We start from the raw sequence: 23,777 nt of genomic DNA, 5'->3' as shown, positions 1-23,777 counted from the left end.
GCCGCCGCTTCCGCCTGAACGCGCCGGTGGAAAAGCCGCGGCGGGCATGATGGGGTGAGGCGATGGCGAGAAATCTGATCCTGTCAGGCGGCCCCTTCCACGACTTCGACGCCACCTCCGCCGCGCTCGCCGAGGTGCTGGCCGAGGTCGGAATCGAGTCGGAGATCACCGAGGACATCGCCGGCGCGCTCAGCGAGCCCTCCGAGACCCAGCTCATCACCGTCAACGCCCTGCGCTGGCGGATGGGCCAGGACCGCTTCGCAGACCTGCGCGAGCAGTGGCGCTTCGAGCTGCCCGCCCAGGCCCGCACCACGCTGCTGGACCACCTGGAGCGCGGCGGCGGCGTGCTGGCCATGCACGCCGCCTCCATCTGCTTCGACGACTGGCAGGGGTGGCCGCGCGTGCTGGGCGGGTGCTGGACCTGGCCCAAGTCGCACCACCCGCCGCTCGGCTGGACCGGGGTGCGCGTCCACGGCGAGCACCCGATCGTGGAGGGGCTGCGCGACTTCGACGTGGTGGACGAGGTCTACAGCGACCTGGAGGTGCTGCCCGACGTGCGGCCCCTCGCCTCGGCGGGCGGGCAGCCGCTCGTCTGGGCCCGGCCGGTGCGGCGCGGGCGCGTGGTCTACGACGCGCTCGGCCACGACACCCGCTCCTACGACAACGAGATCCACCGGACGCTGCTGCGGCGCGCCGCGCTGTGGTTACTGAAGCGCCCCGTCACCGTGGGGGACTGACGCCAGGAACTCCCGGATCTCCCGCGCCAGCTCGCCGGGGATCTCCTCGGCCATGTGGTGGCCGCTGTCGACGGCGTGCCCGCGCACGTCGTCGGCCCAGGAGCGCCAGATCGCCAGCGGGTCGCCGTACAGGTCCTCCATGTCGTCCTTGGAGCCCCACAGGAACAGCGTCGGGCAGCGCACCCGGCGGCCCGCCGCCTGCGCGGCCTCGTCGGCCTCCCGGTCGACGCCGAGGCCGGCCCGGTAGTCCTCGCACATAGCGTGCACGACCTCCGGGTCGTGCAGAGCCGCGCGCAGGTCCTCGTACGCCTCCCGGCCCATGTGCTCGTCGGTGTACTGGTACCAGGCGTCCGGGTCGGCGTTGATGACCCGTTCGGCGGGCTTGGCGGTCTGGCCGAGGAAGAACCAGTGCCACCAGCTCGCGGCGAACCCGGCGTCGCAGCGGGCCAGCGCCTCGCCGATCGGGACGGCGTCGAGCACGATCAGCCGGCTGACGGCGTCGGGGTGGTCCACGGCCAGCCGGTGGGCGACGTACGCGCCGCGGTCGTGGCCCGCGACGGCGAACCGGTCGTGGCCGAGCGCGCGCATCAGCGCGACCATGTCGCGGGCCATCGCCCGCTTGGAGTACGGCTCGTGGTCGGGGGTGGTGGGGGGCTTGGAGGAGCGGCCGTAGCCCCGCAGGTCGGGGCAGACCACGGTGTGGTGGGGGGCCAGCCGGGCGGCCACCTGGTGCCAGGTTGCGTGGGTGCGCGGGTGGCCGTGGAGCAGGAGCACCGGGGTGCCGGCGCCGCCGTGGCGGACGAACAGCTCGGCCTCGCCCACGTCGATCCGGTCTACCGCGAAGTTCTCGAACATGCGATCGTGCCTACCCGGTGGGCGCGTCTCGATCCCCCTCGGAGGGGGCGTCTTCCGGGGCGGGGCCGAAGGTGTCCTGCGGGGCGAGGTCGAGGCGGTGCGCGGACTCCGACTCGTGGGCCATGCGGCGCAGCGTGTCGAGTGCCCGGCCGTACAGGACCGTGCCGAGCACCATCGCCTCCACGGCGCTCTCGCGGGGCGCGTCGAGCGGGATCTTGTCCATGTCGTCGCGGGCGATCCGCCGCGCGCTCTCGGCGTAGCGGGTCAGGTCGACGGACATGCCGAGCCGGCGCAGGGTGAGCAGCGTCTGGGCCAGCTCGGCCCGGGTGGGCGCGTGCGGCGTGATCGTCCAGCCCTGGCCGGCGACGATCCGGTCGACCTCGGCCAGGGCGGCGTCCCACGCCTCGCCGGGCTCGGGCTCGACCGTGGGGCCGAGGGCGTAGTGGGCGGTGCCGAGGACCTCGTGGATGGGCAGCGTCTCGTCCTCCACGGCCTCGACCACCTGCTTGATGGCGGCCACGGGCAGCCGGCCGACCTCCAGCAGGGCCCGGATCAGCCGCAGCCGGCGCAGGTGGGACTCGTCGTACTCGGCGCGGGTGGCGGCGACCTGCTCGCCCTGGTGCAGCAGGCCCTCGCGCAGGTAGTACTTGATGGTCGCGATCGCCACGCCGGACCGAGTGCTCAGCTCCGAGATGCGCATCGTTGGATAATAGCGCTATCCAGTACGGGCGAGGTGCCGCGCCGCGTGCGCCAGGTCGTCCACCTCGGCCTGGCGGTTCCACAGGAAGACCACCTCGATCGGCGGCACGTCCTCCGCCAGCGGCACGAACACCAGGCCCTCCGGCACCGCGACCTCCTCGCGAACGCTCAACGAGTATCCGGCGCCCGCCTCGACCATGGCGACCACCGCGTCGTGCCCGGCCGCCGACGGGCCGAGCCTTGGGTGTAAGCCCATCCGGACGAACCCCTCCAGGAAGCGGCGGGCCCCGGCGACCGCGTCGGAGTCGGGCATCACCAGGGGAGCGCGGCGAGGTCGGTCAGGGAGAGGGGGTCGCGCGCGGCCAGCTCGTGCCCGCGGGGCAGCAGGGCGCGCACTCGGCAGCGGCGCACCGTCATGCGGGCGACGCCCCGCGGCAGCGAGCCCGGGGCGTATCCGAGGCCGGCCTGGAGGGTGCCGTCGGCGATGGAGACGAGCTGCTCGGCCGTGCTCATCGGCGCCACCCGCAGCCTGGTCCCCTCGACGCGGGCCAGCATGCGCGCCACGACGTCGCCGAGGCCGTCGGCCACGCCGAGCCGGATCGCGCGCCCCTTGCCCCGGGCGGCGCCGACGGCACGCTCGAAGGCGTCCACCGCGACCGTCGCCTGCGCCAGGAACGCCTCGCCCGCCTCGGTCAGCCGCACGCCGCTGGGCGAGCGCGTGAACAGCTCGACCCCGATCTCCTTCTCCAGGGCGCGCAACTGCTCCGACAGGGTCGGCTGGGGGACCTGGAGCACCGCGGAGGCCCGCCGGAGGCTGCCCGCGCGGGCGATCGCGATCGCGTGCCGTACGTGCCGTAGATCCATCGCTCACCTCTTGGTGATGGGGATCGGGTATCGCTTGATCACCTTCCCGTATTACAGCCGGAGATTGCCGAGCAAGCGCTTGTCTACAGAACGGCGGCGCGTTAGCGTGACGGCGAGCACCGCAGACGTCGCCCGCCGGGACGGATCGCGCCCCGTCCCGGCGGGCGACCGCGACCGCAGCCGGCCCACCCGTGCGCCCGGCCAGGGGAGGACGCCCATGCAGCCGTTCGCCGGGCGCGCGGCCGTGGCCGGGATCGGGATGACCGCCCTGACCCGCGAGTCCGGCCGCACCGTGCTGGACCAGGCGATCGAGGCGTGCCGCGCCGCCTGCGCCGACGCCGGCCTGGTCCCCGCCGAGGTGGACGCCGTCCTCAGCTACCACATGAACGACTCCGTGCCCGTCGTCCAGGTGGCCCGCGCGCTCCGGATCGAGCGCCTCGGCTGGCACAACGACATCGCCGGGGGCGGCACGCAGGCCGCCTCCATCCTCGGCGACGCCGCGCTGCTCATCCACGCCGGGCTGGCCCGCAACGTCCTCGTCTACCGGGCGCTCAACGGCCGCTCCGGGCGGCGCATGAACACCGTCTCCACCGGCCCGCAGGAGCGCTTCACCTACGGCATGGCCGGGCCGATCCCGCTGTTCGCCCTGGCCGCCACCCGCTACCTGTACGACACCGGCCTCACCGAGGAGCACCTGCACGCGGTCGTCGCCCAGTCGCGCGCCAACGCCAAGGCCAACCCCCGGGCGCTGCGCCGGGGGCCGATGGAGCTCGGCGACTACCTGGCCAGGCCGTACGTCTGCACGCCGCTGCGCACCGCCGACTGCTGCCAGGAGGCCGACGGCGCGTGCGCGCTGCTGGTCAGCGGCGTGCTCGGCGGTCCGCGCGTGCGGGCCGTGGTGCGCGGCGGCGGGCCCGGCTGCTCGGCGATGGACCGGGCCCCCGACGTCACGGAGGTCTTCTCGGCGTACGTGGCGCCCATCCTGTGGGAGGCGTCGGGCATGCGCCCCTCGGACGTGGACGCGGCCCTTCCCTACGACGCGTACTCGTGGCTGGTCCCCCGGCAACTGGAGGACTTCGGGCTGGTGGAGCGGGCCGACCTCGGGGCGTACCTGCTGGAGCGCCGCCACGCGTGGGTCAACCCGCACGGCGGCCTGCTGTCGGAGGGGTATGTGCACGGCCTCAACAACGTGGCGCAGGCCGTGCGGGAGCTGCGCGCGGGCCGCGAGGCGGCGCTGGTCACGGGCTTCGGCGGCAGCTACGGAAGCGCCGCGATCCTCACCTCATGAAAAATCCTGAAATGCTCGGACGTCTTCCGACATGAAGGGGTGTTCCATCATCCCCTGACACAGGAGGCCGACCATGGGGACCGCCCGTGGATGACGACCGGAGGATCCGGTTCGAGGCCGTTTATGAGCAGACGTACGAGCAGATCCTCGGATACGCGGTGCGCCGCTGCGACTCGCCGGAGGACGCCGCCGACGTGGTGTCCGAGACGTTCGCCATCGCCTGGCGCCGCGCCGACGCGCTGCCGCGCGGCGACGAGGTCCGGCTGTGGCTGTACGGCGTGGCCCGCAACGTCCTGGCCAACCATCGCCGCGGCGCGGCCCGGTGGCGCCTGGTCGCGCTCGACGTCGACGTGGCCGACGCCTACGCCCACTCGCCCGAGGGCGGCGTCGAGCTGAGCGCGATCGCCCGGGCGTTCAAGGAGCTGCCCGACAGCGACAGGGAGCTCCTGTCGCTGGTCGCCTGGGAAGGGCTCGACGCGGGCCAGATCGCCAAGGTCCTGGACTGCTCCCGCAACGCCGTGCGCATCCGCCTCTATCGCGCGCGCAAGCGCTTCGCCAAGGCTCTGACCGGCGCGGGCGTGTGCGCCCATCGCTTCGCAGCAGTGGAGACCGTATGAACGAGCTGACCGACCTCGCCCGCGTCCGTGACGACGAGCTGGCGGGCCGGGCGTCCGGCGCGGGGGCGCGGGCGCTGCTGGCCTCCGTCACGGCCGTGGACCCGGACGAGATCCCGCACGCGGTGCCCGCGCCGGGGAACCCGCGCAGGCGCCGCACCCGCCGCCTGCTCGCCGGGGCTCTGGCGACGGCCGCGCTCGCCGGCGCGGTCGTGCTCGGGCCCAGCTTCCTGGAGGACGGCTCGGGTCCGGCGACCTCCTACGCCAACTCGGCCATCGAGGTCCGGCGGGAGGGCGACCAGTGGATCGCCCGGATCCGCGACCCGCTCGCCGACCACGCCCTCTACACCGAGGGGTTCCGGGCGGTGGGGCTGGACGTGGAGCTCACGCTGGTGCCGGTCGCCCCCGGCTCCGTGGGCAGGCTCGTCAAGGTCGGCATGCGCGACGCCAAGCCGCCCGCCCCCGGCGACGTCGTCGGCGTCAGTGGTGACCTGGAGCCCGCCGGCTGCACGCTCGGCCACGAGGACTGCGCGCTCACCATCCAGGTGGGCAAGGACTTGACCGGCAAGGTCCAGCTCAGCCTGGGCCGTCCGGCCCGACCGGGGGAGCACTACCAGTCGTTCACCGTGGCCACCCGCAAGGGGGAGATGCTGGCCGGGGTCCGCGTGGACGAGCGGCCGGTGCGCGAGGTCCTGGCGGAGGTCCACCGGCGCGGCCTCAAGGCGGTCTTCGAGATCATCGAGCCCAACGCGGACGGCAACGGTTACGGCATGAACCCCCAGAGGCAGTCGGACCCGGTGGGCGACGACTGGACCGTCTGGGAGGCTGTGGCGGACCAGCCGGGTGTCGTGCGCCTCCTGGTGTCCGAGAAGCGGGTCGCCAACAACCCGCTCTACGGCGGCCCCAAGCCCCCGGAGGACACGAGCGAGTGATCAGCGGGCGGCGGTGAAGACCGGGTGCAGCTCGCGCGCCCGCTCCGGCGGCATCAGCTCGCGGGCCGCCAGCCAGGCCGCCGCCCCGGCCCCGTCGCCCGCCGTCGCCACCTCCCGGCCCGCCAGCAGCGCGCCCACCGCCTGACGGACGGGGCCGTCGCTGGTGAGCACGCTCCCGGCCAGCACGGTCGGCCCGGACACGTGGACCCGCCCGACCGTGGCCGCCAGGTGGCCGGCCGCCTCGCGGACGATCTCCACGGCCATCGGGTCGCCCGCCGCGGCGGCCCGGCTCACCGGCGCCGCCAGCGCCGCGAGCCGCATGTGGTCGGCCTGGGCGAGCCGCACGATCCGGTCGGCGTCGGCGCGGGTCGTCGCGCCCCGCCATCCGCCGAGGAAGTCGTCCAGGACCAGCTCGACCAGCGCTCCCTCGCGGGTGCCGCGGTCGAGCGCCGCGACCACGGCCTTGGCGGCGGCGCGGCCGATCCAGAAGCCGGAGCCCGCGTCGCCCAGCAGCCAGCCGAGCCCGTCGGCGATGGCCTCCAGTTCGTGGTCCGTGACGCGGGCGGCCACCGCGCCGGTGCCCGACAGCAGCAGCGAGCCGGACGGCTCCGGCGTGCCCGCCACGTACGCGATCACCACGTCGCCCGTGACCCGGGGCCCGGCGGCGACGCCGTGCTCGGCCCAGACCTTGGCCAGCTCGCCGGGCAGCTCCTCGACCTGCCCGGCCACGCCGGCCAGGGAGGCCACCACCCGGGACGGGTCGATGCCGTCGAGCGCCTCGGCCAGGGCCGCGCCGATCGCCGCGACCGCCTTGCCGAGGCCGTGGGCGCTCGGGTTGCCGGCCCCGGCCCGGGCGTAGCCGGCGCGCGAGCCGTCCAGCGCGTGGACCGCCACCCGGGTGGAGGTGGCGCCGGCGTCGACCCCGATCACGAACGACTTCGTCACGGTCCGATTCTGGGGGTTGACTCGACCAGCTAGCAAGAATAATTTTCGCCAGAAGACCGGGTATTCGGAAGGAATATTCGTGACTTCAGGAGCGCTCGGGCGCGTCGAAACAGAACTACCCGGTTTGCCGGAGGCGTTGCGCCGGGTCGGCGAGGTGATCCTCGGCGATCCCGCCGAGGCCGCGCGCTCGACCATCATCGCGCTCGCCGAGCGGGCGGGCAGCTCGCCCGCCACGGTGACGCGCTTCTGCCGCGCGTTCGGCTTCTCCGGCTACGCCGAGCTGCGGGTGGCGCTGGCCACCGAGACCGGCCGGGCCGCGCAGGCCGGGTGGGGCGCGGGCGTGGGCCACGAGATCGGCCCGGACGACCCGCTCGACTCCGCCATCGAGGTCATGGCCGCCGCCGACGCCCGGCTCATCCAGGACACCGCCGCCCAGCTCGACTCCGAGACGGTCGCCCGCGTGGCCGACGCCGTCGTGGCCGCCCGACGCGTGCTGCTGGTCGGCGTCTCCACCAGCGGCAACGTCGCCACGATGCTGGAAGGGCGGCTGCGCCGCATCGGTCTGCCGTGCTGGAGCGCGGGCGACGCGCACGTCGCGCTGTCCGACGCCGCGCTGCTCGGCGCGGGCGACGTCGCGATCGGCATCAGTCACCGGGGGCGCACCCGCGAGGTGATGGAGGCGCTGGCCGAGGCCGGCAGCCACGGCGCCACGACGGTCGCGGTCACCTCCTTCGCCCGCTCGCCGCTGGCCGAGCTGGCCGACCTGGTGCTCACGACGGCCAGCCGGGAGACCACGTTCCGGCTCGGCGGGCTGGCCGCCGTCCACTCGCAGCTGTTCGTGCTGGACGCCGTGTACGTGGCGGTCGCCCAGCGCACCTACGAGCGCACCAACGAGGCGTTCGAGCGCACGATCAGCGCCGTGGAGAGCCACCGGGTGGAGAGAGGCTGAATGACGTACGCGACCAAGGCCCTGGAGCTCGCGCACCGGGTCGCCGAGAGCCAGGCGGAGCCCGTGAACCGGGCGGCGGGGCTGATCGTCGAGGCGCTGCGGGCCGGCGGGGTGGTGAACGCCTTCGGGTCCGGGCACTCCGAGGCGATCGCCATGGAGATCGCCGGTCGCGCCGGCGGGCTGGTGCCCAGCAACCGGCTCTCGCCGCGCGACCTCGTCCTGTACGGCGGGGAGCCGCCCGGCGTGCTGACCCCCGAGCTGGAGCGCGACCCCGCGGTCGCCCGGCGGATCTACGACCTCGCCCCGGTGGACCCGCACGACGTGTTCGTGCTCGTCTCCAGCTCCGGCGTCAACGGCACGGTGGTGGAGCTGGCCACGATCGTCAAGGAGCGCGGCCACCCGCTGATCGCGATCACCTCGGTCGAGCACAGCACCCGGATGACCTCGCGCCACCCGTCCGGCCGCCGGCTGCTGGACCTGGCCGACGTCGTCCTCGACAACGGCTCCCCGTACGGGGACGCCGTCCTCGACCTGCCCGGCGGCGGCGCGTACGGCGCCGTCTCCACGATCACCTCGGCGCTGCTCGCGCAGATGGTCGTCACCGAGGCGGTGGAGCGCCTGGCGGCCCTCGGCGAGACGCCGCCCATCTACCTGTCGGTCAACGTGACCGGCGGCGACGAGCACAACAAGGCCCTGGAGAGCCGCTACGCGGGGCGCATCAGACGCGGAGCCTGAAAGTCAGGAGAGCACCATCATGACCGACACCCCCCAGAACATCACCCGGCGCCAGCTCCTCCGGGGCGCCGCGCTGGTCCCCGTGGCCGGCGCGCTCGCCGCCTGCGCCACCCCGGCGTCCAAGGCGCCGGCCTCGTCCTCGGCCGCTCCGGTGGCCACCAGCGCCGCCAACCCCTTCGGCGTGGCCGCCGACAAGCCGCTGGAGGTCTGGATCTTCGACGGCGGCTTCGGCACCGCCTACGCCAAGGACATCCACCAGCCGCTGTTCAAGACCAAGTACCCGCAGGCGCAGATCAAGATCGAGTCCACCAAGGAGATCACCAAGGTCCTGCAGCCGCGCTTCGCCGGCGGCAACCCGCCGGACGTCATCGACAACTCCGGCGCCAACGCCATGGACTTCGGCGCGCTCGCCCAGGACGGCCAGCTCCACGACCTCACCCCGCTGCTCGACGCGCCGAGCTGGGACGACCCCAACGTCAAGGTGCGCGACCTGCTCGACCCGGCCGTCATCGAGATCGGCACCTACGACGGCACGTTCAGCGTGCTCGGCTACGTCAACTACATCTTCGGCATCTGGTACTCCCAGAAGGCCTTCCGCGACAACGGCTGGCAGCCGCCGAAGACCTGGGACGAGTTCCTCAAGCTCTGCGAGACGATCAAGAAGTCCGGCAAGATGGCGCCGTTCACCTACGCCGGCAAGTTCCCCCAGTACCTGTACGAGCCGCTGCTGACCCTGGCCGCCAAGATCGGCGGGCCGGAGGTGCTGGTCAACATCGACAACCTGGAGGACGGCGCCTGGACCAGCGAGCCGATGAAGCAGTCGGCCGCCGCCTGGGCCGAGATCGGCGCGAAGTACCTCATGGAGGGCACCGCCGGCCTCGACCACGTCCAGACCCAGACCGCGCAGAACAAGTACAAGGTGGCCATGCTGCCCGCCGGGTCGTGGCTGGAGAACGAGCAGAAGACCACCACGCCCGCCGACTTCGAGTACGGCATGTTCCCGCTGCCCGACTTCACCGGCTCCGACAAGATGCCGTACGGCACCCTGCACACCTCGCCCGGCGAGAACTTCATCGTCCCGGCCAAGGGCGCCAACCCCCAGGGCGGCATGGAGTACCTGCGCGCCATGCTGTCGAAGAAGGCGGCCGGCGACTTCAGCGAGCTGGTCCGCACCGTCTCGGTCGTCAAGGGCGCGGGCGAGGGCCGGCAGCTCTCCCCGGGCGCGGCCAGCGCGTCCAAGGCCGTCACCGCCGCGGGCGCCAACACCGTCACCTACCGCTGGCAGACCTGGTACGCCCAGCTCAAGGACGAGGCCATCGCCGCCACCGGCGAGCTGATGACCGGCGGCCTCACGCCCGACAAGTACCTGGAGCGGCTGCAGAAGAAGGCCGACGAGATCAAGGGCGACTCCTCGATCAAGAAGTTCAAGCGCTGATGCTGTTCCAGCGCTACCGGCGCGGGCTGTTCATCACCGCGTTCCTCGCGGCCCCGGTGACGCTCTACCTGGTGTACGTCATCTCGCCGTACATCCAGGCCTTCTACATCGCGATGACCGACTGGCGCGGGGTGACCGCCGCGCCGCGGTTCGTCGGGTTCGAGAACTTCTCCAGGCTGTTCTCCGACGGGATCTTCTGGCAGGCGGTGCGGCACAACGCGGCGCTGCTCGTGCTGCTGCCGCTGCTGACGATCGTCATCGCGCTGTTCTTCGCCTTCCTGCTCAACGTGGGCGGCGGCACCGGCGGCCTGCAGGGGATCAGCGGGTCGAAGCTCTACCGGGTGATCTTCTTCTTCCCGCAGGTGCTGGCCGTGGCGGTGGTCGCGGTGCTGTTCCAGCAGGTGTTCCGGCCCGACGGCAGCGGCATGCTCAACGGGCCGCTCATGGCGCTCGGGGTCAAGCCCATCGGGTTCCTGTCCGACCCGGACATCGCCTTCTGGTCGGTCCTCGGCGTCATGGTCTGGCAGGCCGTCGGGTTCTACGTGGTGCTCTTCTCCGCCGGCCTCGCCTCGATCCCGCGCGACATGTTCGAGGCGGCGCAGATCGACGGGGCCGGGCGGGGCAGCCTGTTCTTCCGCATCACGCTGCCGCTGCTGTGGGACACCGTGCAGGTGGCGTGGGTGTACCTCGGCATCCTGGCGCTCGACGTGTTCGCGATCGTGTGGGTCATGACCGACCAGCACGGCGGCCCGGACTTCTCGACGACCGTGATGGCGGCCGAGATCTACCGCAACGCGTTCTCGTACTTCCGCTTCGGCTACGCCTCCGCGCTCGGCGTCATGATGTTCTTCTTCACCGTCGGCTTCGCGATCATCTCGCTGCGCCTGTCGAGGCGCGAACGAATCGAGTACTGATGACAACGATGACCTCGGGGACGGTCGCGACCTCGCGGGGGGAGGCGCGGCGGGTCCGCAGGCGGCGCCTCGGCCCGCTGGGCGTGCTCTCGCACATGGCGCTGCTGGTGTGGACCGTGCTGGTCGTGGTGCCGATCCTGTGGACGTTCCTCGCCTCGGTGAAGAGCGAGGACGAGATCTTCGGCGACGCCTGGTCGCTGCCCGCCACCCTGCACTGGGACAACTTCGCCCGCGCCTGGGAGCAGGCGCACATCGGGCAGTACACGCTCAACAGCGTCATCGTCGTGTCGTTCGGCACGATCGGCACCATGCTGCTCGGCTCCATGGCCGCGTACGTGCTGGCCCGCTACCCCTTCCGCGGCAACCGGGCCTTCTACCTGCTGTTCGTCTCCGGCCTGGCCTTCCCGGTGTACCTGGCGCTGACCCCGCTGTTCTTCGTGGTGCAGAACATGGGCAACGTGCCGGTCCTCGGGCCGTTCATCGGGCTCAACACCCACGCCGGGCTGGTGCTGGTCTACATCGCGTACTCGATGCCGTTCACCGTGTTCTTCCTCGCGGCCTTCTTCCGCACCCTGCCCACGGCGGTCGGCGAGGCGGCCATGGTGGACGGCGCCTCGCACACCCGCGTGTTCTTCCAGATCATGCTGCCGATGGCCCGCCCCGGCATCGTGAGCGTCACCATCTTCAACGTGCTCGGCCAGTGGAACCAGTACCAGCTCCCGCTGGTGCTGCTCCAGGAGCGCGACAAGTGGGTGCTCACCCAGGGCATCGCCGACATCTCCACCGCGGCCGGCTACGACCAGGACTGGTCGGCGCTGTTCGCCGCCCTGACCCTGGCCATCCTGCCCATGCTGGTCGTCTACACGATCTTCCAGCGGCAGATCCAGGCGGGGCTGACCGCGGGGGCGCTGAAGTGACGGGCTGATCGCGGACGGGCATGGGCCCTCGCACGGCGGGCCCGGCGGGCCTAGGCTGCGCAGTGTGATCGCCGACATCCGCGCGCTGCTGGCCCGCCATCTGCCCGGCCACGAGATCCACTCCATCGTCCGGCTCGGCGAGGGCCTGGACAACGTCGTGTACGAGGTCGACGGCGAGCTGATCGTCCGGGGCGCGAGGGTCGCCGACGGCGACGAGACCCGGCGCGAGACCGCGCTGCTCGCCGCCGTGCGCGCCATCTCCCCGCTGCCGGTGCCCGAGGTGGTCTTCAGCGACCCGGAGGCCGCCGTCATCGCCTACCGCAAGCTGCCCGGCCGGCCGGTCAACCTGCACCCGGTGCCCGACCCGATGCGGCTGGCCGAGCCGCTGGGCGCGTTCCTCAGCGCCCTGCACGCCGCCCCCGCCGACGGGCTGCGCGAGCTGGCGCCGCCCGACCTCTACCCCGCGCCGACGCTGCTCCAGGACGCCGGCCAGGACTACCGAGACGTCGAGGAGCACGTGCCGGAGGAGCAGCGCCCGCTGGTCGAGGCGTTCCTGCGCGCCCCGGTGCCCGCCGACACCGGCGCGCTGCGCTTCTGCCACAACGACCTCGGCGCCGAGCACCTGCTGGCCGACCCGGAGACCGGCCTGCTGACGGGCGTCCTCGACTGGACCGACGCGGCGTTCACCGACCCGGCCCACGACTTCGCCCGCGTCTACCGCGACTTCGGCCCCGAGGTGTTCGAGGCCGCCGCCGCGCACTACGACGGCGGCCTCGGCGAGGACGACCGGGCGCGGGTGCGCTTCTACGCCCGGTGCGCCCTCATCGAGGACCTGGCCTACGGCCTGAGCACGGGCCCCCGGCACTACGCGGACGCCGCCCTGGCCAACCTGGTCCGCACGTTCAGCTGAGCGCCTTCAGCTGAGGGCCAGCTCCTCGCGCAGGCGGCGCGTGGCCGCCACCACGTTGGCCAGCGCCGCCTCGACCTGCTCGTACGTACGGGTCTTCAGCCCGCAGTCCGGGTTCACCCACAGCCGCCCGGCCGGCAGCGCCTTCAGCGCCTCGCGCAGCAGCCGCTCGACCTCCTCGCCGCCCGGCACCCGCGGCGAGTGGATGTCGTACACCCCCGGACCGAGCCCGCGCCCGAACCCGCCGACCGCCCCCAGGATCCGCCCGCCCGAGCGGGCCGACTCGACGGTGGTGACGTCGGCGTCCAGGCCGTCGATCGCGGCCAGGATCTGGTCGGCGTCCGAGTAGCACAGGTGCGTGTGGATCTGGGTGGCCGGGCCCGCGCCCGAGGTGGCCCGCCGGTACGCGGCGACGGACCACTCCAGGTACTCCGCCCGGGAGGCGCGGCGCAGCGGCAGCAGCTCGCGCAGCGCCGGCTCGTCCACCTGGATCACCGGCACCCCGGCCGCCTCCAGGTCGGTCACCTCCTCCCGGATCGCCTCCGCCACCTGGAACACCACGTCGCGCAGCGGCAGGTCGTCCCGGACGAACGACCAGGCGACGATCGTGACCGGCCCCGTGAGCATGCCCTTGACCGGGCGGTCCGTCAGCGACTGGGCGTGCCGGGCCCAGCGCACGGTGATCGGCCCGGGCCGCGAGACGTCGCCGTGCAGGATCGGCGGACGCGTGCAGCGGGAACCGTACGACTGGACCCAGCCCTCGCGGGTGACCGCGAAGCCGTCCAGGTGCTCGGCGAAGTACTGCACCATGTCGTTGCGCTCGGGCTCGCCGTGGACGAGCACGTCGAGGCCGAGCCGCTCCTGGACGCGGACGGCCCGCTCGATCTCCGCCTCCACCAGCCGGTCGTACTCCTGCTCCGGCAGCGTCCCGGCGGCCACGGCGGCGCGGGCGGCGCGCAGCTCGCCGGTCTGCGGGAACGAGCCGATCGTGGTGACGGGCAGCGGCGGCAGCCCCAGCCGCTCGGCCTGGGCGGCGGCGCGCACCCCGTACGGCGCCCGCTCCCCGGCCGGGACGGGCGCGGCCAGCGGCACCGACGCCGCCGCCGGCTCCGGTCCGTCCCAGGAGGAGCGCGCCAGCTCCACCACCTCGGCGACCTTCTGCTCGGCGAAGGCCAGCCGCGCCCGCAGCGCCGGGTCGAGGTCCGGCTCGGCCGCCACGTCGTACGGCACGTGCAGCAGCGAGCACGACGTGCCGACCACCACGTGCGCGGCGTGCGCGCGGACCGTGCGCAGCGCGTGCGCGGCCCGCTCCGGCGCGGTGCGCCACACGTCGCGCCCGGACACCACGCCCGCCACCACGGTCTTGCCCGCCAGCGCCGCGACCCCGTCCAGGCCGCCGCGCACCAGGTCCACGCCGATCGCCTCCACGGGCGTGGCGGCCAGCACCGGCAGCGCCTCGCCGAGGTCGCCGTAGGGGGCGGCGACGAGCAGGCCGGGCCGGGCGGCGGCGCCCCCGAGCCGCTCGTACGCCTCGCGGACCGCGGCGAGCCCGGCCGGCCCGAGGTCGGTCACCAGCGCGGGCTCGTCGAGCTGCGCCCAGGCGACGCCCTCGGCGGCCAGCTCCGCCAGCAGCCGCTCGTAGCAGTCCAGCACGTCGCCGAGCCGGTCCAGCGCCGCCGCGCCGCGCTCCGACAGCAGCAGGAACGTCACCGGTCCGAGCACCACGGGCCGCGTCTCCAGGCCGAGCGCCCGCGCCTGCCGCACCTCGCCGAGGGGCTTGGCGGTGTCGAGGGCGAAGGCCGTGTCCGGCCCGACCTCGGGCACGATGTAGTGGTAGTTCGTGTCGAACCACTTGGTCATCCGCAGCGGCGCGAGGCCGTCCGTGCCGCGCGCCATGGCGAAGTAGGGGTCCTCGGCGTCCAGGTACCTCTTCGGCACCGCGCCCAGCAGCACGGCCGTGTCCAGCACGTGGTCATAGAGGGAGAAGGTGTTGGACGGCAGCGCCTCAAGCCCCAGCTCGGCGAGCCGGAGCCAGGTCCGCTCCCGCAGCTCGGCCCCGGCGCGGTCCAGTTCCTCGCGGGTCGAGCGGCCGTCCCAGTACGCCTCAAGGGCGCGCTTCAGCTCCCGGCGCGGGCCGATCCGGGGATAGCCCAGCACGGTGGAGGCCGGGAAGGCGGGCGGCGTGGACATGTGTGCTCCCTGAGTGGTCGTGGCGCGATCGACGCGCGGCTTGATCAATGCCGGGAATCGTGCCCACCCCTTCCCGGTGGGTGCACCATGGATTCGTGACGCTTATGCTCCGGGAGATCCAGTGCTTCGCCCGCGTGGCGGACCGGCTCAGCTTCTCGCGGGCCGCCGCCGACCTCGGCATGTCGCAGCCGGCCATGAGCCAGGCGATCACCCGGCTGGAGCGGTCGGCCGGCCTCCGTCTCTTCGAGCGCAGCGCGCGGGCGGTCCGGCTCACGGCCGAGGGCAGGGCCCTGCTGCCGTACGCGGAGCAGGTGCTGGAGACCGCGTCGGCCTTCTCGGCGGAGGCTTCCCGGCTGGCCCGGCCGAGCATTCATCTGGCTTATCCACCGCTCGTCGGCTCGCTCGTCGCCCGGGTCGCCAGGCGGCTGGCCGCGCGCACCCCGCCCGTCGGCGTGGAGCTGCGCGTCGCCGACCGCGCCGAGGCGTCGGCCGCGCTGGTCCGGGGCGAGGTGTCGGCGGCGGTCCTCGTCGTCCCCGCGCCCGCGCCCCTGGTCACCGGGGCCCGCTTCCACGTGTCCGTGGACCATCTGGCGGTGCCCGTGGGGCATCCGCTCGCCGCCCGGCCGCGCGTCGAGCCGCGGGACCTGGCGGGCCGCACGGTGCTCGCGCCGGGCGGGCGGCCGTGGCCGGGGCTGCCGGGCCGGACCCGGGCGGCGCCGGGCGACGACTTCGCCGCGGCCCTCGACCTGGTCGCGGCCGGGGCGGGGCTGCTGCCGGCCCCGCAGCTCCTGGTGCGGGCGGTGCGCCGCGACGACGTGACGTTCGTGCCGCTGGCCGCCGGCGACCTGCGGATCACCTACGGGCTGGCCTGGTCGCGCGAACGGGTCACGCCGGAGCTGATGGCCCTGGTGCAGGCCGTGCAGGACGCCCTCTGGACCCGCTGACCGCCGGAGACGGCGGGGTCAGGCCACGGGGAGGTTCTTCAGCGCCTCGCGGCGGCTGAGCCCGCTGATGCCCTTGGCGCGCACGTAGCGCACGACCTCGTCCGGGTTGGTCTTGGCGTACTCGCGCAGCGCCCACCCGATCGCCTTGCGGGCGAAGAAGTCGTTGTCGGACAGGCTCGGCTCGATGCAGGCGTAGAGCAGGGCGGTGTCGGTGCGCTCCTTGAACCGGTTCTGGCACAGGATGGCCGTGCGCCGCTTCCACAGGTCGCCGTCGTGCGCCCACTCCAGCAGCAGGGGCCGCATCGCCTCGGGGAAGGCGGCCAGCAGCCCGCCGACGCGATGCGTGGCCAGCTCGTCCACGAAGTCCCACCAGGCGCCGCTGACGATCATCTCCTCGTACATCGGCAGCGTGTAGAGGGTCTGGAACGCGCGGTAGTGGGCGTGGCCGGTCAGCTCGACCGCCGCGTAGCGCTCCTCGCGGTACTCGGCCTCGCGCCAGAGCGCGAGCACGGCCTGCCGCCACTCGGGCGCGGTGGCGATGCGGTGGCCCGCGAAGACCCGCTTGAGCGCGGCCCGGCGCGGCCCCGCCTGGACGCCGAGGAAGGGCATCGAGGACTTCATGTACGCCTGCATGAGCGGGGCCTTGGCGGGCTCGGCCGCCGCGCGCAGGGCCGCGCGCACCGCGTCGCGCACGGCCTCGGGCGTGGTTTCGGGCGCGCTCATCCCTTCTGGGTGGTGCGCTCGCCGGTGGCCAGGCCGTCGAAGAGCACCGTGATGTAGTGCTCGGCCAGGCCGGTCGTGTTGAGCCGGCCGCCGGGCCGGAACCAGCGCACGGCCACCCAGATGGTGTCGCGGATCATGCGGTAGGTGAGCTTGGGGTCGACGTCGGCGCGGAACTGCCCGGCCGCCTGGCCGGCCTTGATCTGCGCCACCCACATCTGCTCGACCTCGTCCTCGGCCTTGACGAGGTAGTTGAACCGCTCGAACTGGCGCAGGTAGTTCCAGTCGTTCTGCATGACGGTGATCGCGGCGCGGTGCGGCTCCAGCGTGCCGAAGCCGATGCGCACCATCTCCGACAGCACCGTGCGCGGGTCGGAGCCGGACTCCAGGGCGGCGCGGTAGCGGGCGATGAGGTCGTCGAGGAAGGTGGACAGCACCTCGTCGACGATCGTCTCCTTGGAGTCGAAGTGGTGATAGAGACTTCCGGAGAGAATGCCCGCCTCTGTGGCGATCTCGCGTACGGTCGTGGCCTGGAAGCCCTTGCGTGCGAAGATCTCCGCGGCGAGCTTGACCAGATGGTCGCGGCGCTCCGAGGCCGGACCCGAGGAACCTGCGCGCTGGCGCTTGGCGGGGGCGGCCGTGGTGGAGCCGGAGCTCTTACGCGTTGTCACGCTCTCCATTATGGGCCCTGGGACAATCGCTTGTTCACCGAAGTGTGCCTGCTCATCCGCCATTCCTGCCCCGACCAAGCGATTGCTACAATCGGGTGATGAACGAGGCCTACATCGTCGGCGCGGTCAGGACCCCGGTCGGGCGCAGGAACGGCGGCCTGTCCCGCGCCCACCCCGCCGACCTCGGCGCCCACGTGCTGCAGGAACTGATGACGCGCACCGGGGCCGACCCGGCCGCCGTCGAGGACGTGGTCTTCGGCTGCGTCGACACCATCGGGCCGCAGGCCGGCGACGTCGCCCGCACCTGCTGGCTGGCCGCCGGACTGCCCGAGGAGGTGCCGGGCGTCACGGTGGACCGCCAGTGCGGCTCCTCGCAGCAGGCGCTGCACTTCGCCGCGCAGGCCGTCCTGTCCGGCACCGCCGACCTGGTCGTGGCGGGTGGCGTGCAGAACATGAGCATGGTCCCGATCTCCTCGGCCATGCACGCGGGCGTGCCGCTCGGCCACGAGACGCCCTTCTCCGGCTCCAAGGGCTGGAGCGAGCGGTACGGCACCCGGGAGGTCTCCCAGTTCGCCGGGGCCGAGCGGATCGCCGCCGACTGGGACGTCTCCCGCGAGGACATGGAGGCGTACGCCTACGCCTCCCACCGGCGGGCGATCGCCGCGATCGACGAGGGCCGCTTCGCCCGCGAGATCACGCCGTACGAGGGCGTCGCCGACGACGAGGGGCCGCGCCGCGACACGAGCCCCGAGCGGATGGCCGCGCTGAAGACGCTCGTGGACGGCGGCCGGCTCACCGCCGCGCTGGCCTCGCAGATCTCCGACGGCGCCGCCGCCCTGCTCGTCGCCTCGGAGCGGGCCGTGCGGGAGCACGGGCTGACCCCGCGGGCCCGGGTCCACCACCTGTCCGTACGGGCCGCCGACCCCGTCGTGATGCTCTCGGCGCCGATTCCCGCCACCGCGTACGCGCTGCGCAAGACCGGCATGTCCATCGGCGACATGGACGTGGTGGAGATCAACGAGGCGTTCGCCTCGGTCGTGCTGGCCTGGCTGAAGGAGACCGGCGCCGACCCCGGCCGGGTCAACCCCAACGGCGGCGCCATCGCGCTCGGCCACCCGCTCGGCGCGACCGGCGCCGTGCTGGCCGTCAAGCTGCTGCACGAGCTGGAGCGGACCGGCGGCCGCTACGGCCTGCAGACCATGTGCGAGGGAGGGGGCCAGGCCAACGTCACCATCCTGGAACGGCTCTGACGCCTCCCACGGCCGGAAATGCCACTAGCAAATAGGAAACTTTCCTATTAGATTGCGAGGCATGCCCAACAGCGCCCACCTGCTACGCCTGGCCGACGCCGTCCTCATGCCGGGATTCGAGGGGACGACCCCTCCCGACTGGCTCCGTCGCCGGCTGGGCGAGGGACTCGGCGGCGTGGTGCTGTTCTCCCGCAACATCACCGGCCCCGGGCAGGTGTCCGCGCTGACGGCCGCCCTGCGCGCCGAGAACCCCGCCGTGCTCGTCGGCGTCGACGAGGAGTCGGGCGAGGTGACGCGGCTGGAGGTGAGCACCGGCAGCAGCCGGCCGGGCGGCTACGCGCTCGGCGTCGTGGACGACGTGGACCTCACCGAGACGCTCGCCCGCGACCTCGGCGCCCAGCTCGCCGCCGCCGGGATCACCATCGACTTCGCCCCGTCCGCCGACGTCAACTCCAACCCGGACAACCCCGTCATCGGGCTGCGGTCCTTCGGCGCCGACCCGGCGCTGGTCGCCCGGCACGCCCGGGCGTTCGTCCGCGGGATCCAGTCGGCGGGCGTGGCGGCCTGCGCCAAGCACTTCCCCGGCCACGGCGACACCTCGGTCGACTCCCACCACGGCGTGCCCGTCGTGGCGGCCGACGGGATCGAGGACGCGCTGCGGCCCTTCCGCGAGGTGATCGACGAAGGGGTCAAGGCCGTCATGACCGGGCACCTGCTCGTTCCGTCGTTCGACGGCGTGCTCCCGGCCACCCTCAGCCCCAAGATCCTCACCGGCCTCCTCCGGGAGGAGCTGGGCTTCGACGGGCTGATCGTCACCGACGGCATCGAGATGGCCGCCGTCGCGGGCACGTACGGGATCGGCGGCGCGGCGGCCCGCGCCATCGCGGCCGGCGCCGACGCGATCTGCGTCGGCGGCGAGCACGCCGACGAGGCGACCGCCGTCGAGGTGCGCGACGCCGTCGCCGCCGCCGTCACCGCGGGCGTGCTGCCCGAGGAGCGCCTGGCCGACGCCGCTCGCAGGGTCCGCGAGCTCGGCGCCTGGACCGCCTCCTCGGGCAGCGCCACCACCCCGCCGTCCCTCTCGCCCGACGTGCATGCGCTCGACGGGCACGGGCTCGACGCGCACGGGCTCGACGGGCACGGGCTCGGTGGGCATGCCGGGCTCGCCGCCGCCCGCCGGGCCGTCCGCGTCACCCGCAGGGCCGCCGAGCCCGTGCTGCCGCTCACCGCCGCGCCCGTCGTGATCGAGCTGGCCCCCGAGATGAACCTGGCCATCGACAGGAACACCCCCTGGGGCGTGGGGGAGCCGCTGTCCCGGCTGCTGCCCGGCACCACCGTGACCCGGCTCACCGCCGCCCTCGCCACGGGCCCGGCGCTGGAGGAGCTCCTGCGCGGGGCGGCCGGGCAGCCGCTGGTCGTGGCCGTCCGCGACGCGCACCGCCACCCCTGGCAGACCCAGGCCCTGCGCCACCTGCTCAGCGCCCGGCCCGACACCGTGGTGGTCGAGATGGGCCTGCCCCTACGCGCCGACGTCGGCGCCGTCCACATCGCCACCTACGGCTCGGCACCGGTCTGCGGCCAGGCCGCGGCCGAGGTGATCACCGGTAGGCTCTGACGCCACAGAGGTCCATGGCGGGGAGCTCTGACGGCATGGTCGTTCGGCATGGTCGTTCACGGTGGGGAGCTCTGACGGCATGGAGGTCGAAGGCGAGGACCTGTCCCACTCCGCGCTGGGGGAGCGGCTCACGCCCGGCGAGGCCCACGTCTTCCGCGGCTGCGACCTGACCGGCGCCGACCTGCGCGAGGCCGCCCTCGGCGGGGCGCGCTTCGAGTCGTGCATGCTGGAGCGGGCCGACTTCCGCAAGGCCGACCTCGACGGGGCCGTCTTCAGCGGAGGCGGCGGCATGGGCCTGCGCTTCGACGACGCCGACCTCGTCGACGCCACCTTCACCGACGTCGACCTGTCCTCCGCCCGGTTCGGCGGCGCGCTGCTGAGCGACGCCGCGTTCACCGGGTGCCGCATGATCGGCGCGTCGCTGACGGCCGGTCGCGGCACCGGCTTCACGCTCACCGGCTCCAACCTCACCCTGGCCAACCTGGGCGGCTGCTCCCTGCGCGGGCAGGTCATCGAGGGCGTGCGCTTCGACGACGCCGACCTGTCGGGCTGCGACTTCACCGGGGCGACGTTCAGCGACTGCCGCCTGCGCGGCACCAAGCTGATCAGGACCGTCTTCGCCAAGGCCGACCTGCGCGGCGCCGACCTCGGCGAGCCCGACGACGCCAAGCTGAGGGCGTTCGCGGGCGCGATCGTCAACCAGGCGCAGGCGGCCGCCATCCTGGCCGCCCGCGGCATCACCGTGCTCTGACCTCCTGCGCCGGTCATCGGGCGGCGCGGGTCATGACCGAAGAACGCGCATGGCCCCCGGTCCGCTGCGCCGCCGGGAACGCGCGTCAGCCGCGGGGGGACGCACTTCGGCCGCCGGGACGCGCGTCGGTCGCGGGAGCGCGCTTCAGCTCGTGCGACCGCGCCTCGGCCGCCGGGAGGCGCGCAGGCGCTCAGGGGCCAGGCGCTCAGGAGGGCAGGTGCTCAGGGGGCGGGCAGGCGTTTGAGCGCCGCCTCCGCCTCCGCCATGATCCGCCCGATCAGCTCCTCGCACGACGGCAGGTCGCCGATCACCCCCACCGCCTGGCCCGAGGCCATCACCCCGAGGTCGCCGCGGCCCTCCACCATGGCCGCCCGCAGCAGCACCGGCGTGTTCGCCGCCTGGAGCACCTGCGCCCACGTCAGGTCACGGCCGTGCCGCATGCGCCGCCCCTCACGGATCATCGCCGCCCACGACAGCCTGGACAACCGTCTGAACCGCGCCCCGTTGACCACCGCGCGCAGCAGCCGCGAGCGCTCCAGCGACTCCACGAACGGCGTGCGCAGCACCCGGTGCGGCACGCCGTCCACCTTCGTGGTGACCAGCGTCTCCGCCGCCTCCAGGTAGAGCCGCTTGACCGCGTCGGGCACCGGCGAGTCGCGGGTCAGCAGGAACCGCGTCCCCATGGCGATCCCGCACGCCCCGTACGCCAGGGCCGCCACCAGCCCCCGCCCGTCGAAGAAGCCGCCGGCGGCGACCACCGGGATGTCCACGGCGTCCACCACCTGCGGCAGCAGCAGCGTCGTGGCCAGCGGCCCGGTGTGCCCGCCGCCCTCGCCGCCCTGCACGATCACCGCGTCGGCGCCCCAGGCGGCCACCTTCTCGGCGTGCCGTCGCGCCCCGACCGACGGGATCGTCACCACGCCCGCGTCCCTCAGCCGGGCGATCAGCTCCCTGCGCGGCGCCAGCGCGAACGAGGCCACCCGCACCCCCTCGCGGATCATCACCTCGACCCGTTCGGCGGCGTCGTCGGCGTCGGAGCGGATGTTCACCCCGAACGGGGCGTCCGTGCGCTCCTTGACCGTCCTGATCGCGCTCGTCATCTCGGCCACCGACATCGTGGCGGCGGCGATGATCCCGAGGCCGCCCGCGCGGGAGGTGGCCGCGGCCAGCCGGGCGCCCGCCACGTACCCCATGCCGGTCTGCACGATCGGGTGGCGGCAGCCGACGAGCTCGGTCAGCGCGGTCCTCACGCCGCGCCCCCGGCTGCTCCGGCGCCCTCGCCTGCTCCCGCGCCCCCGCCTGCTCCGGCACGTCCGGCGCGCGGCTCGGGGACCTCGCGGTGGCGCAGGCCGCGCGGGTCCAGCACCTCGTCCAGCAGCCGCAGCTCCTCGGCCGTGGGCGCCCGCGTCTCCGGCACGTCGGCGGGCACGTCCAGCTCGAACCCGGTGGCCGCCACCACCTCCGCCACGCTCACCCCGGGATGCGCCGAGACCAGTCGCATCGTGCCTCCCGGCCCGCCGAGGTCCAGCACCGCGAGGTCCGTCACCACCCGCCGCAGCCCGTACGCGCCCCTGTCGGTGCCGACGCCGCTGACCACGTCCACCTCCGGCACGAACACCCGGGGCGAGTGGCGGGGGATCCAGTAGCTCGTCGGGTCGCAGCGGGTGTTGCCGGGAGCCCCGCGCACGCCGAGGAGCTGCGCCCTGGGACGGCTCCAGTCGCCGATGCACGAGATGTTCGTGTTGCCGTGCCGGTCGATCTGGCTCGCGCCCAGCATCACGTGCCGGCGGCCGTTCAGCACGAGCCACAGGTGGTCGCGGAACGGCAGCCAGCCCTCGACCACCTCCGGCGCCTCGCCCAGCGCCGGCACGTCGCCGGTGAGCAGGCAGGTGCCGTCGCTGGTCAGCAGGTCCGGTTCGAACGTCAGCCGCGCCAGCCGCGCCCCCAGCACCGTGACCGCCCCGCCGATCCCCGCCGCCAGGATCTCGCCGTCGCCCCTGAACACCTCGGCACACGCCACCACACAGACGTCAGCCCTGTTCACTGCGCACGTACTCCTCCCACGGGGTCTCCACGTAACGCCGCTGCGCCTCCTCGTCGCGCCCGTAGTCGGGCTCGCACGCGGTGAACCCGGCCCCGCCGGGCGCCTCCACCACGCCGGTCACCATCGACCTGCTGACCAGCAGCGACTGCACCGGCCCCTCCTTGAGCAGGTCCGCGGTGTCCACCAGCCGCTCGCACGAGACGTAGGCGCCGGCCGCCGCCTTGACGTACAGGTCGTCGAGGTACGGGTCCGGGCCGAGGTACTGGGCGTTGCCGCGCCGGTCGGCCCGGTGGAGATGGACCAGCGCCGCGTCCAGGGTGAGCGCGGGCACGGCCACCAGTTCCTCCCCGTCCCCGTACGGCGAGCGGACGGTGCGCAGGTGCGGGTTGACCCGCATCACGTCCGAGCCCAGCCCGGCCCGCGTCGGCAGGAACGGCAGCCGGTGCGCCGCCGCCAGCAGGCCGAACATGAACATGCCCTCGTCGTACTCGGTGAACTCGACGGACCCCTCCTGGCGGGCCCGGCGGAAGTGCGGTTCGAGCGGGATCGAGTCGAGCGTCACGAACGGGGCGACGACCCGGCGGACCTTGCCCGCGGCGCACAGCATGCCCACGTCCGGCCCGCCGTACGAGACGATCGTCAGGTCCCGCAACGGCGAGCGGAGCAGGCCCCGCACCAGGGCCATCGGCTTGCGCCGCGACCCCCAGCCGCCGATCCCGACCGTCATGCCGCTCTCCAGCCGCCCGACGACCTCCTCGACGGTCATGACCTTGCCCATGCGGCCTCCTCGCTGATGACCAG

The 23,777-nt window shown here is 73.7% G+C and carries 25 protein-coding genes; 14 read left to right on the top strand and 11 right to left on the bottom strand.

Going from position 1 to position 23,777, the window contains the following annotated elements:
* The first annotated feature begins 62 nt into the window (after nt 1-62).
* On the top strand, nt 63-737 hold the full coding sequence (locus HD595_RS05710; protein WP_253766289.1) for a ThuA domain-containing protein: 675 nt from the start codon (nt 63-65) through the stop codon (nt 735-737).
* Here the strand turns inward: HD595_RS05710 and HD595_RS05705 are convergent.
* Genes HD595_RS05705 through HD595_RS05690 form a run of 4 tightly spaced genes read right to left on the bottom strand, consistent with a single transcriptional unit; the run spans nt 705 to nt 3,155 of the window.
* Nucleotides 705-1,592 carry an alpha/beta fold hydrolase gene (locus HD595_RS05705; protein ID WP_253766287.1) on the bottom strand — a complete coding sequence of 296 codons (888 nt, stop codon included), beginning with the start codon at nt 1,590-1,592 and terminating at the stop codon, nt 705-707. The two genes, HD595_RS05710 and HD595_RS05705, sit on opposite strands and share 33 nt — an antisense overlap.
* Nucleotides 1,593-1,602: 10 nt before the next feature.
* A complete protein-coding gene (locus HD595_RS05700; protein ID WP_253766285.1) occupies nt 1,603-2,292 on the bottom strand; it encodes a MerR family transcriptional regulator in 690 nt (229 codons plus the stop codon).
* 15 nt (nt 2,293-2,307) lie between these two features.
* Complete coding sequence (locus tag HD595_RS05695; protein ID WP_253766283.1) at nt 2,308-2,604, bottom strand: LysR substrate-binding domain-containing protein; 297 nt, start codon at nt 2,602-2,604, stop codon at nt 2,308-2,310.
* Nucleotides 2,604-3,155, bottom strand: coding sequence for a LysR family transcriptional regulator (locus HD595_RS05690; RefSeq protein WP_253766281.1), 552 nt, complete (start codon nt 3,153-3,155; stop codon nt 2,604-2,606). The genes HD595_RS05695 and HD595_RS05690 overlap by 1 nt, the downstream gene beginning before the upstream one ends.
* A gap of 217 nt (nt 3,156-3,372) precedes the next feature.
* On the opposite strand from HD595_RS05690, the gene HD595_RS05685 reads away from it, so the two are divergent.
* The 3 genes from HD595_RS05685 to HD595_RS05675 all read left to right on the top strand — a co-directional run bounded on the left by HD595_RS05685 (nt 3,373) and on the right by HD595_RS05675 (nt 5,989).
* A complete protein-coding gene (locus HD595_RS05685; RefSeq protein WP_253766279.1) occupies nt 3,373-4,443 on the top strand; it encodes a thiolase C-terminal domain-containing protein in 1,071 nt (356 codons plus the stop codon).
* An 86-nt stretch (nt 4,444-4,529) separates the two neighbouring features.
* Nucleotides 4,530-5,060 carry an RNA polymerase sigma factor gene (locus tag HD595_RS05680; protein ID WP_253766277.1) on the top strand — a complete coding sequence of 177 codons (531 nt, stop codon included), beginning with the start codon at nt 4,530-4,532 and terminating at the stop codon, nt 5,058-5,060.
* Complete coding sequence (locus HD595_RS05675) at nt 5,057-5,989, top strand: hypothetical protein (protein WP_253766275.1); 933 nt, start codon at nt 5,057-5,059, stop codon at nt 5,987-5,989. The genes HD595_RS05680 and HD595_RS05675 overlap by 4 nt, the downstream gene beginning before the upstream one ends.
* On the opposite strand, the gene HD595_RS05670 is transcribed toward HD595_RS05675, so the two are convergent.
* Nucleotides 5,990-6,934 (bottom strand): N-acetylglucosamine kinase, encoded by a 945-nt coding sequence (locus HD595_RS05670; protein WP_253766273.1) that lies wholly within the window; start codon nt 6,932-6,934, stop codon nt 5,990-5,992.
* Between the two features lie 79 nt (nt 6,935-7,013).
* On the opposite strand from HD595_RS05670, the gene HD595_RS05665 reads away from it, so the two are divergent.
* The 6 genes from HD595_RS05665 (at nt 7,014) to HD595_RS05640 (ending at nt 12,794) form a co-directional block, all read left to right on the top strand.
* Nucleotides 7,014-7,883, top strand: coding sequence for a MurR/RpiR family transcriptional regulator (locus HD595_RS05665; RefSeq protein ID WP_175594269.1), 870 nt, complete (start codon nt 7,014-7,016; stop codon nt 7,881-7,883).
* Nucleotides 7,884-8,618: a sugar isomerase domain-containing protein gene (locus HD595_RS05660; RefSeq protein WP_253766270.1), complete on the top strand. Its 735-nt coding sequence runs from the start codon at nt 7,884-7,886 to the stop codon at nt 8,616-8,618. It abuts the gene before it with no gap.
* Nucleotides 8,619-8,637: 19 nt separating this feature from the next.
* Nucleotides 8,638-10,053 carry an N-acetylglucosamine/diacetylchitobiose ABC transporter substrate-binding protein gene (ngcE, locus tag HD595_RS05655; RefSeq protein WP_253766268.1) on the top strand — a complete coding sequence of 472 codons (1,416 nt, stop codon included), beginning with the start codon at nt 8,638-8,640 and terminating at the stop codon, nt 10,051-10,053.
* Nucleotides 10,053-10,967, top strand: a complete 915-nt coding sequence (locus tag HD595_RS05650; RefSeq protein WP_253766266.1) for a carbohydrate ABC transporter permease — start codon at nt 10,053-10,055, stop codon at nt 10,965-10,967. The genes ngcE and HD595_RS05650 overlap by 1 nt, the downstream gene beginning before the upstream one ends.
* Nucleotides 10,967-11,884: a carbohydrate ABC transporter permease gene (locus HD595_RS05645; protein ID WP_253766264.1), complete on the top strand. Its 918-nt coding sequence runs from the start codon at nt 10,967-10,969 to the stop codon at nt 11,882-11,884. Before HD595_RS05650 ends, HD595_RS05645 begins: the two co-directional genes overlap by 1 nt.
* A gap of 64 nt (nt 11,885-11,948) precedes the next feature.
* Entirely contained in the window at nt 11,949-12,794 is an 846-nt protein-coding gene (locus tag HD595_RS05640) for a phosphotransferase family protein (protein WP_253766261.1), read from the top strand.
* 6 nt (nt 12,795-12,800) lie between these two features.
* Here the strand turns inward: HD595_RS05640 and metE are convergent, their stop codons facing one another.
* Nucleotides 12,801-14,981 (bottom strand): 5-methyltetrahydropteroyltriglutamate--homocysteine S-methyltransferase, encoded by a 2,181-nt coding sequence (metE, locus tag HD595_RS05635; protein WP_253766259.1) that lies wholly within the window; start codon nt 14,979-14,981, stop codon nt 12,801-12,803.
* A gap of 104 nt (nt 14,982-15,085) precedes the next feature.
* Between metE and HD595_RS05630 the strand changes: the two genes are divergently transcribed.
* Entirely contained in the window at nt 15,086-15,925 is an 840-nt protein-coding gene (locus HD595_RS05630; protein ID WP_253781066.1) for a LysR family transcriptional regulator, read from the top strand.
* A gap of 18 nt (nt 15,926-15,943) precedes the next feature.
* Here HD595_RS05630 and HD595_RS05625 read toward each other — a convergent pair whose 3' ends face one another.
* Entirely contained in the window at nt 15,944-16,648 is a 705-nt protein-coding gene (locus tag HD595_RS05625; protein WP_253766257.1) for a DNA alkylation repair protein, read from the bottom strand.
* Complete coding sequence (locus tag HD595_RS05620) at nt 16,645-17,325, bottom strand: TetR/AcrR family transcriptional regulator (RefSeq protein WP_301309449.1); 681 nt, start codon at nt 17,323-17,325, stop codon at nt 16,645-16,647. Before HD595_RS05620 ends, HD595_RS05625 begins: the two co-directional genes overlap by 4 nt.
* Before the next feature lie 89 nt (nt 17,326-17,414).
* Between HD595_RS05620 and HD595_RS05615 the strand changes: the two genes are divergently transcribed.
* The 3 genes from HD595_RS05615 (at nt 17,415) to HD595_RS05605 (ending at nt 20,932) form a co-directional block, all read left to right on the top strand.
* On the top strand, nt 17,415-18,566 hold the full coding sequence (locus HD595_RS05615; protein WP_253766253.1) for an acetyl-CoA C-acetyltransferase: 1,152 nt from the start codon (nt 17,415-17,417) through the stop codon (nt 18,564-18,566).
* A 61-nt stretch (nt 18,567-18,627) separates the two neighbouring features.
* Nucleotides 18,628-20,181, top strand: a complete 1,554-nt coding sequence (locus HD595_RS05610) for a glycoside hydrolase family 3 N-terminal domain-containing protein (protein WP_253766251.1) — start codon at nt 18,628-18,630, stop codon at nt 20,179-20,181.
* Nucleotides 20,182-20,260: 79 nt separating this feature from the next.
* On the top strand, nt 20,261-20,932 hold the full coding sequence (locus tag HD595_RS05605) for a pentapeptide repeat-containing protein (protein ID WP_253766249.1): 672 nt from the start codon (nt 20,261-20,263) through the stop codon (nt 20,930-20,932).
* 221 nt (nt 20,933-21,153) lie between these two features.
* Here the strand turns inward: HD595_RS05605 and HD595_RS05600 are convergent, their stop codons facing one another.
* Genes HD595_RS05600 through HD595_RS05590 form a run of 3 tightly spaced genes read right to left on the bottom strand, consistent with a single transcriptional unit; the run spans nt 21,154 to nt 23,754 of the window.
* Nucleotides 21,154-22,182 carry an NAD(P)H-dependent flavin oxidoreductase gene (locus tag HD595_RS05600; RefSeq protein WP_253766247.1) on the bottom strand — a complete coding sequence of 343 codons (1,029 nt, stop codon included), beginning with the start codon at nt 22,180-22,182 and terminating at the stop codon, nt 21,154-21,156.
* On the bottom strand, nt 22,179-22,976 hold the full coding sequence (locus HD595_RS05595; RefSeq protein WP_253766245.1) for a CoA-transferase subunit beta: 798 nt from the start codon (nt 22,974-22,976) through the stop codon (nt 22,179-22,181). The genes HD595_RS05600 and HD595_RS05595 overlap by 4 nt, the downstream gene beginning before the upstream one ends.
* Entirely contained in the window at nt 22,963-23,754 is a 792-nt protein-coding gene (locus tag HD595_RS05590) for a CoA transferase subunit A (RefSeq protein WP_253766243.1), read from the bottom strand. Before HD595_RS05590 ends, HD595_RS05595 begins: the two co-directional genes overlap by 14 nt.
* Between the last annotated feature and the right edge of the window lie 23 nt (nt 23,755-23,777).

This window comes from Nonomuraea roseoviolacea subsp. carminata (genome assembly GCF_024172185.1).
GTDB classification, from domain to species: Bacteria; Actinomycetota; Actinomycetes; order Streptosporangiales; family Streptosporangiaceae; genus Nonomuraea; species Nonomuraea roseoviolacea.
This window is presented reverse-complemented; position numbering and strand designations above follow the sequence as displayed.

Bases quoted from the DNA above. Each gene is read 5' to 3' on its own strand.
- HD595_RS05710 (WP_253766289.1), top strand. From the start codon at position 63: ATGGCGAGAAATCTGATCCTGTCAGGCGGCCCCTTCCACGACTTCGAC.
- HD595_RS05705 (WP_253766287.1), bottom strand. From the start codon at position 1,592: ATGTTCGAGAACTTCGCGGTAGACCGGATCGACGTGGGCGAGGCCGAG.
- HD595_RS05700 (WP_253766285.1), bottom strand. From the start codon at position 2,292: ATGCGCATCTCGGAGCTGAGCACTCGGTCCGGCGTGGCGATCGCGACC.
- HD595_RS05695 (WP_253766283.1), bottom strand. From the start codon at position 2,604: ATGCCCGACTCCGACGCGGTCGCCGGGGCCCGCCGCTTCCTGGAGGGG.
- HD595_RS05690 (WP_253766281.1), bottom strand. From the start codon at position 3,155: ATGGATCTACGGCACGTACGGCACGCGATCGCGATCGCCCGCGCGGGC.
- HD595_RS05685 (WP_253766279.1), top strand. From the start codon at position 3,373: ATGCAGCCGTTCGCCGGGCGCGCGGCCGTGGCCGGGATCGGGATGACC.
- HD595_RS05675 (WP_253766275.1), top strand. From the start codon at position 5,057: ATGAACGAGCTGACCGACCTCGCCCGCGTCCGTGACGACGAGCTGGCG.
- HD595_RS05660 (WP_253766270.1), top strand. From the start codon at position 7,884: ATGACGTACGCGACCAAGGCCCTGGAGCTCGCGCACCGGGTCGCCGAG.
- ngcE (WP_253766268.1), top strand. From the start codon at position 8,638: ATGACCGACACCCCCCAGAACATCACCCGGCGCCAGCTCCTCCGGGGC.
- HD595_RS05650 (WP_253766266.1), top strand. From the start codon at position 10,053: ATGCTGTTCCAGCGCTACCGGCGCGGGCTGTTCATCACCGCGTTCCTC.
- HD595_RS05645 (WP_253766264.1), top strand. From the start codon at position 10,967: ATGACAACGATGACCTCGGGGACGGTCGCGACCTCGCGGGGGGAGGCG.
- metE (WP_253766259.1), bottom strand. From the start codon at position 14,981: ATGTCCACGCCGCCCGCCTTCCCGGCCTCCACCGTGCTGGGCTATCCC.
- HD595_RS05630 (WP_253781066.1), top strand. From the start codon at position 15,086: ATGCTCCGGGAGATCCAGTGCTTCGCCCGCGTGGCGGACCGGCTCAGC.
- HD595_RS05625 (WP_253766257.1), bottom strand. From the start codon at position 16,648: ATGAGCGCGCCCGAAACCACGCCCGAGGCCGTGCGCGACGCGGTGCGC.
- HD595_RS05620 (WP_301309449.1), bottom strand. From the start codon at position 17,325: ATGGAGAGCGTGACAACGCGTAAGAGCTCCGGCTCCACCACGGCCGCC.
- HD595_RS05615 (WP_253766253.1), top strand. From the start codon at position 17,415: ATGAACGAGGCCTACATCGTCGGCGCGGTCAGGACCCCGGTCGGGCGC.
- HD595_RS05610 (WP_253766251.1), top strand. From the start codon at position 18,628: ATGCCCAACAGCGCCCACCTGCTACGCCTGGCCGACGCCGTCCTCATG.
- HD595_RS05605 (WP_253766249.1), top strand. From the start codon at position 20,261: ATGGAGGTCGAAGGCGAGGACCTGTCCCACTCCGCGCTGGGGGAGCGG.
- HD595_RS05590 (WP_253766243.1), bottom strand. From the start codon at position 23,754: ATGGGCAAGGTCATGACCGTCGAGGAGGTCGTCGGGCGGCTGGAGAGC.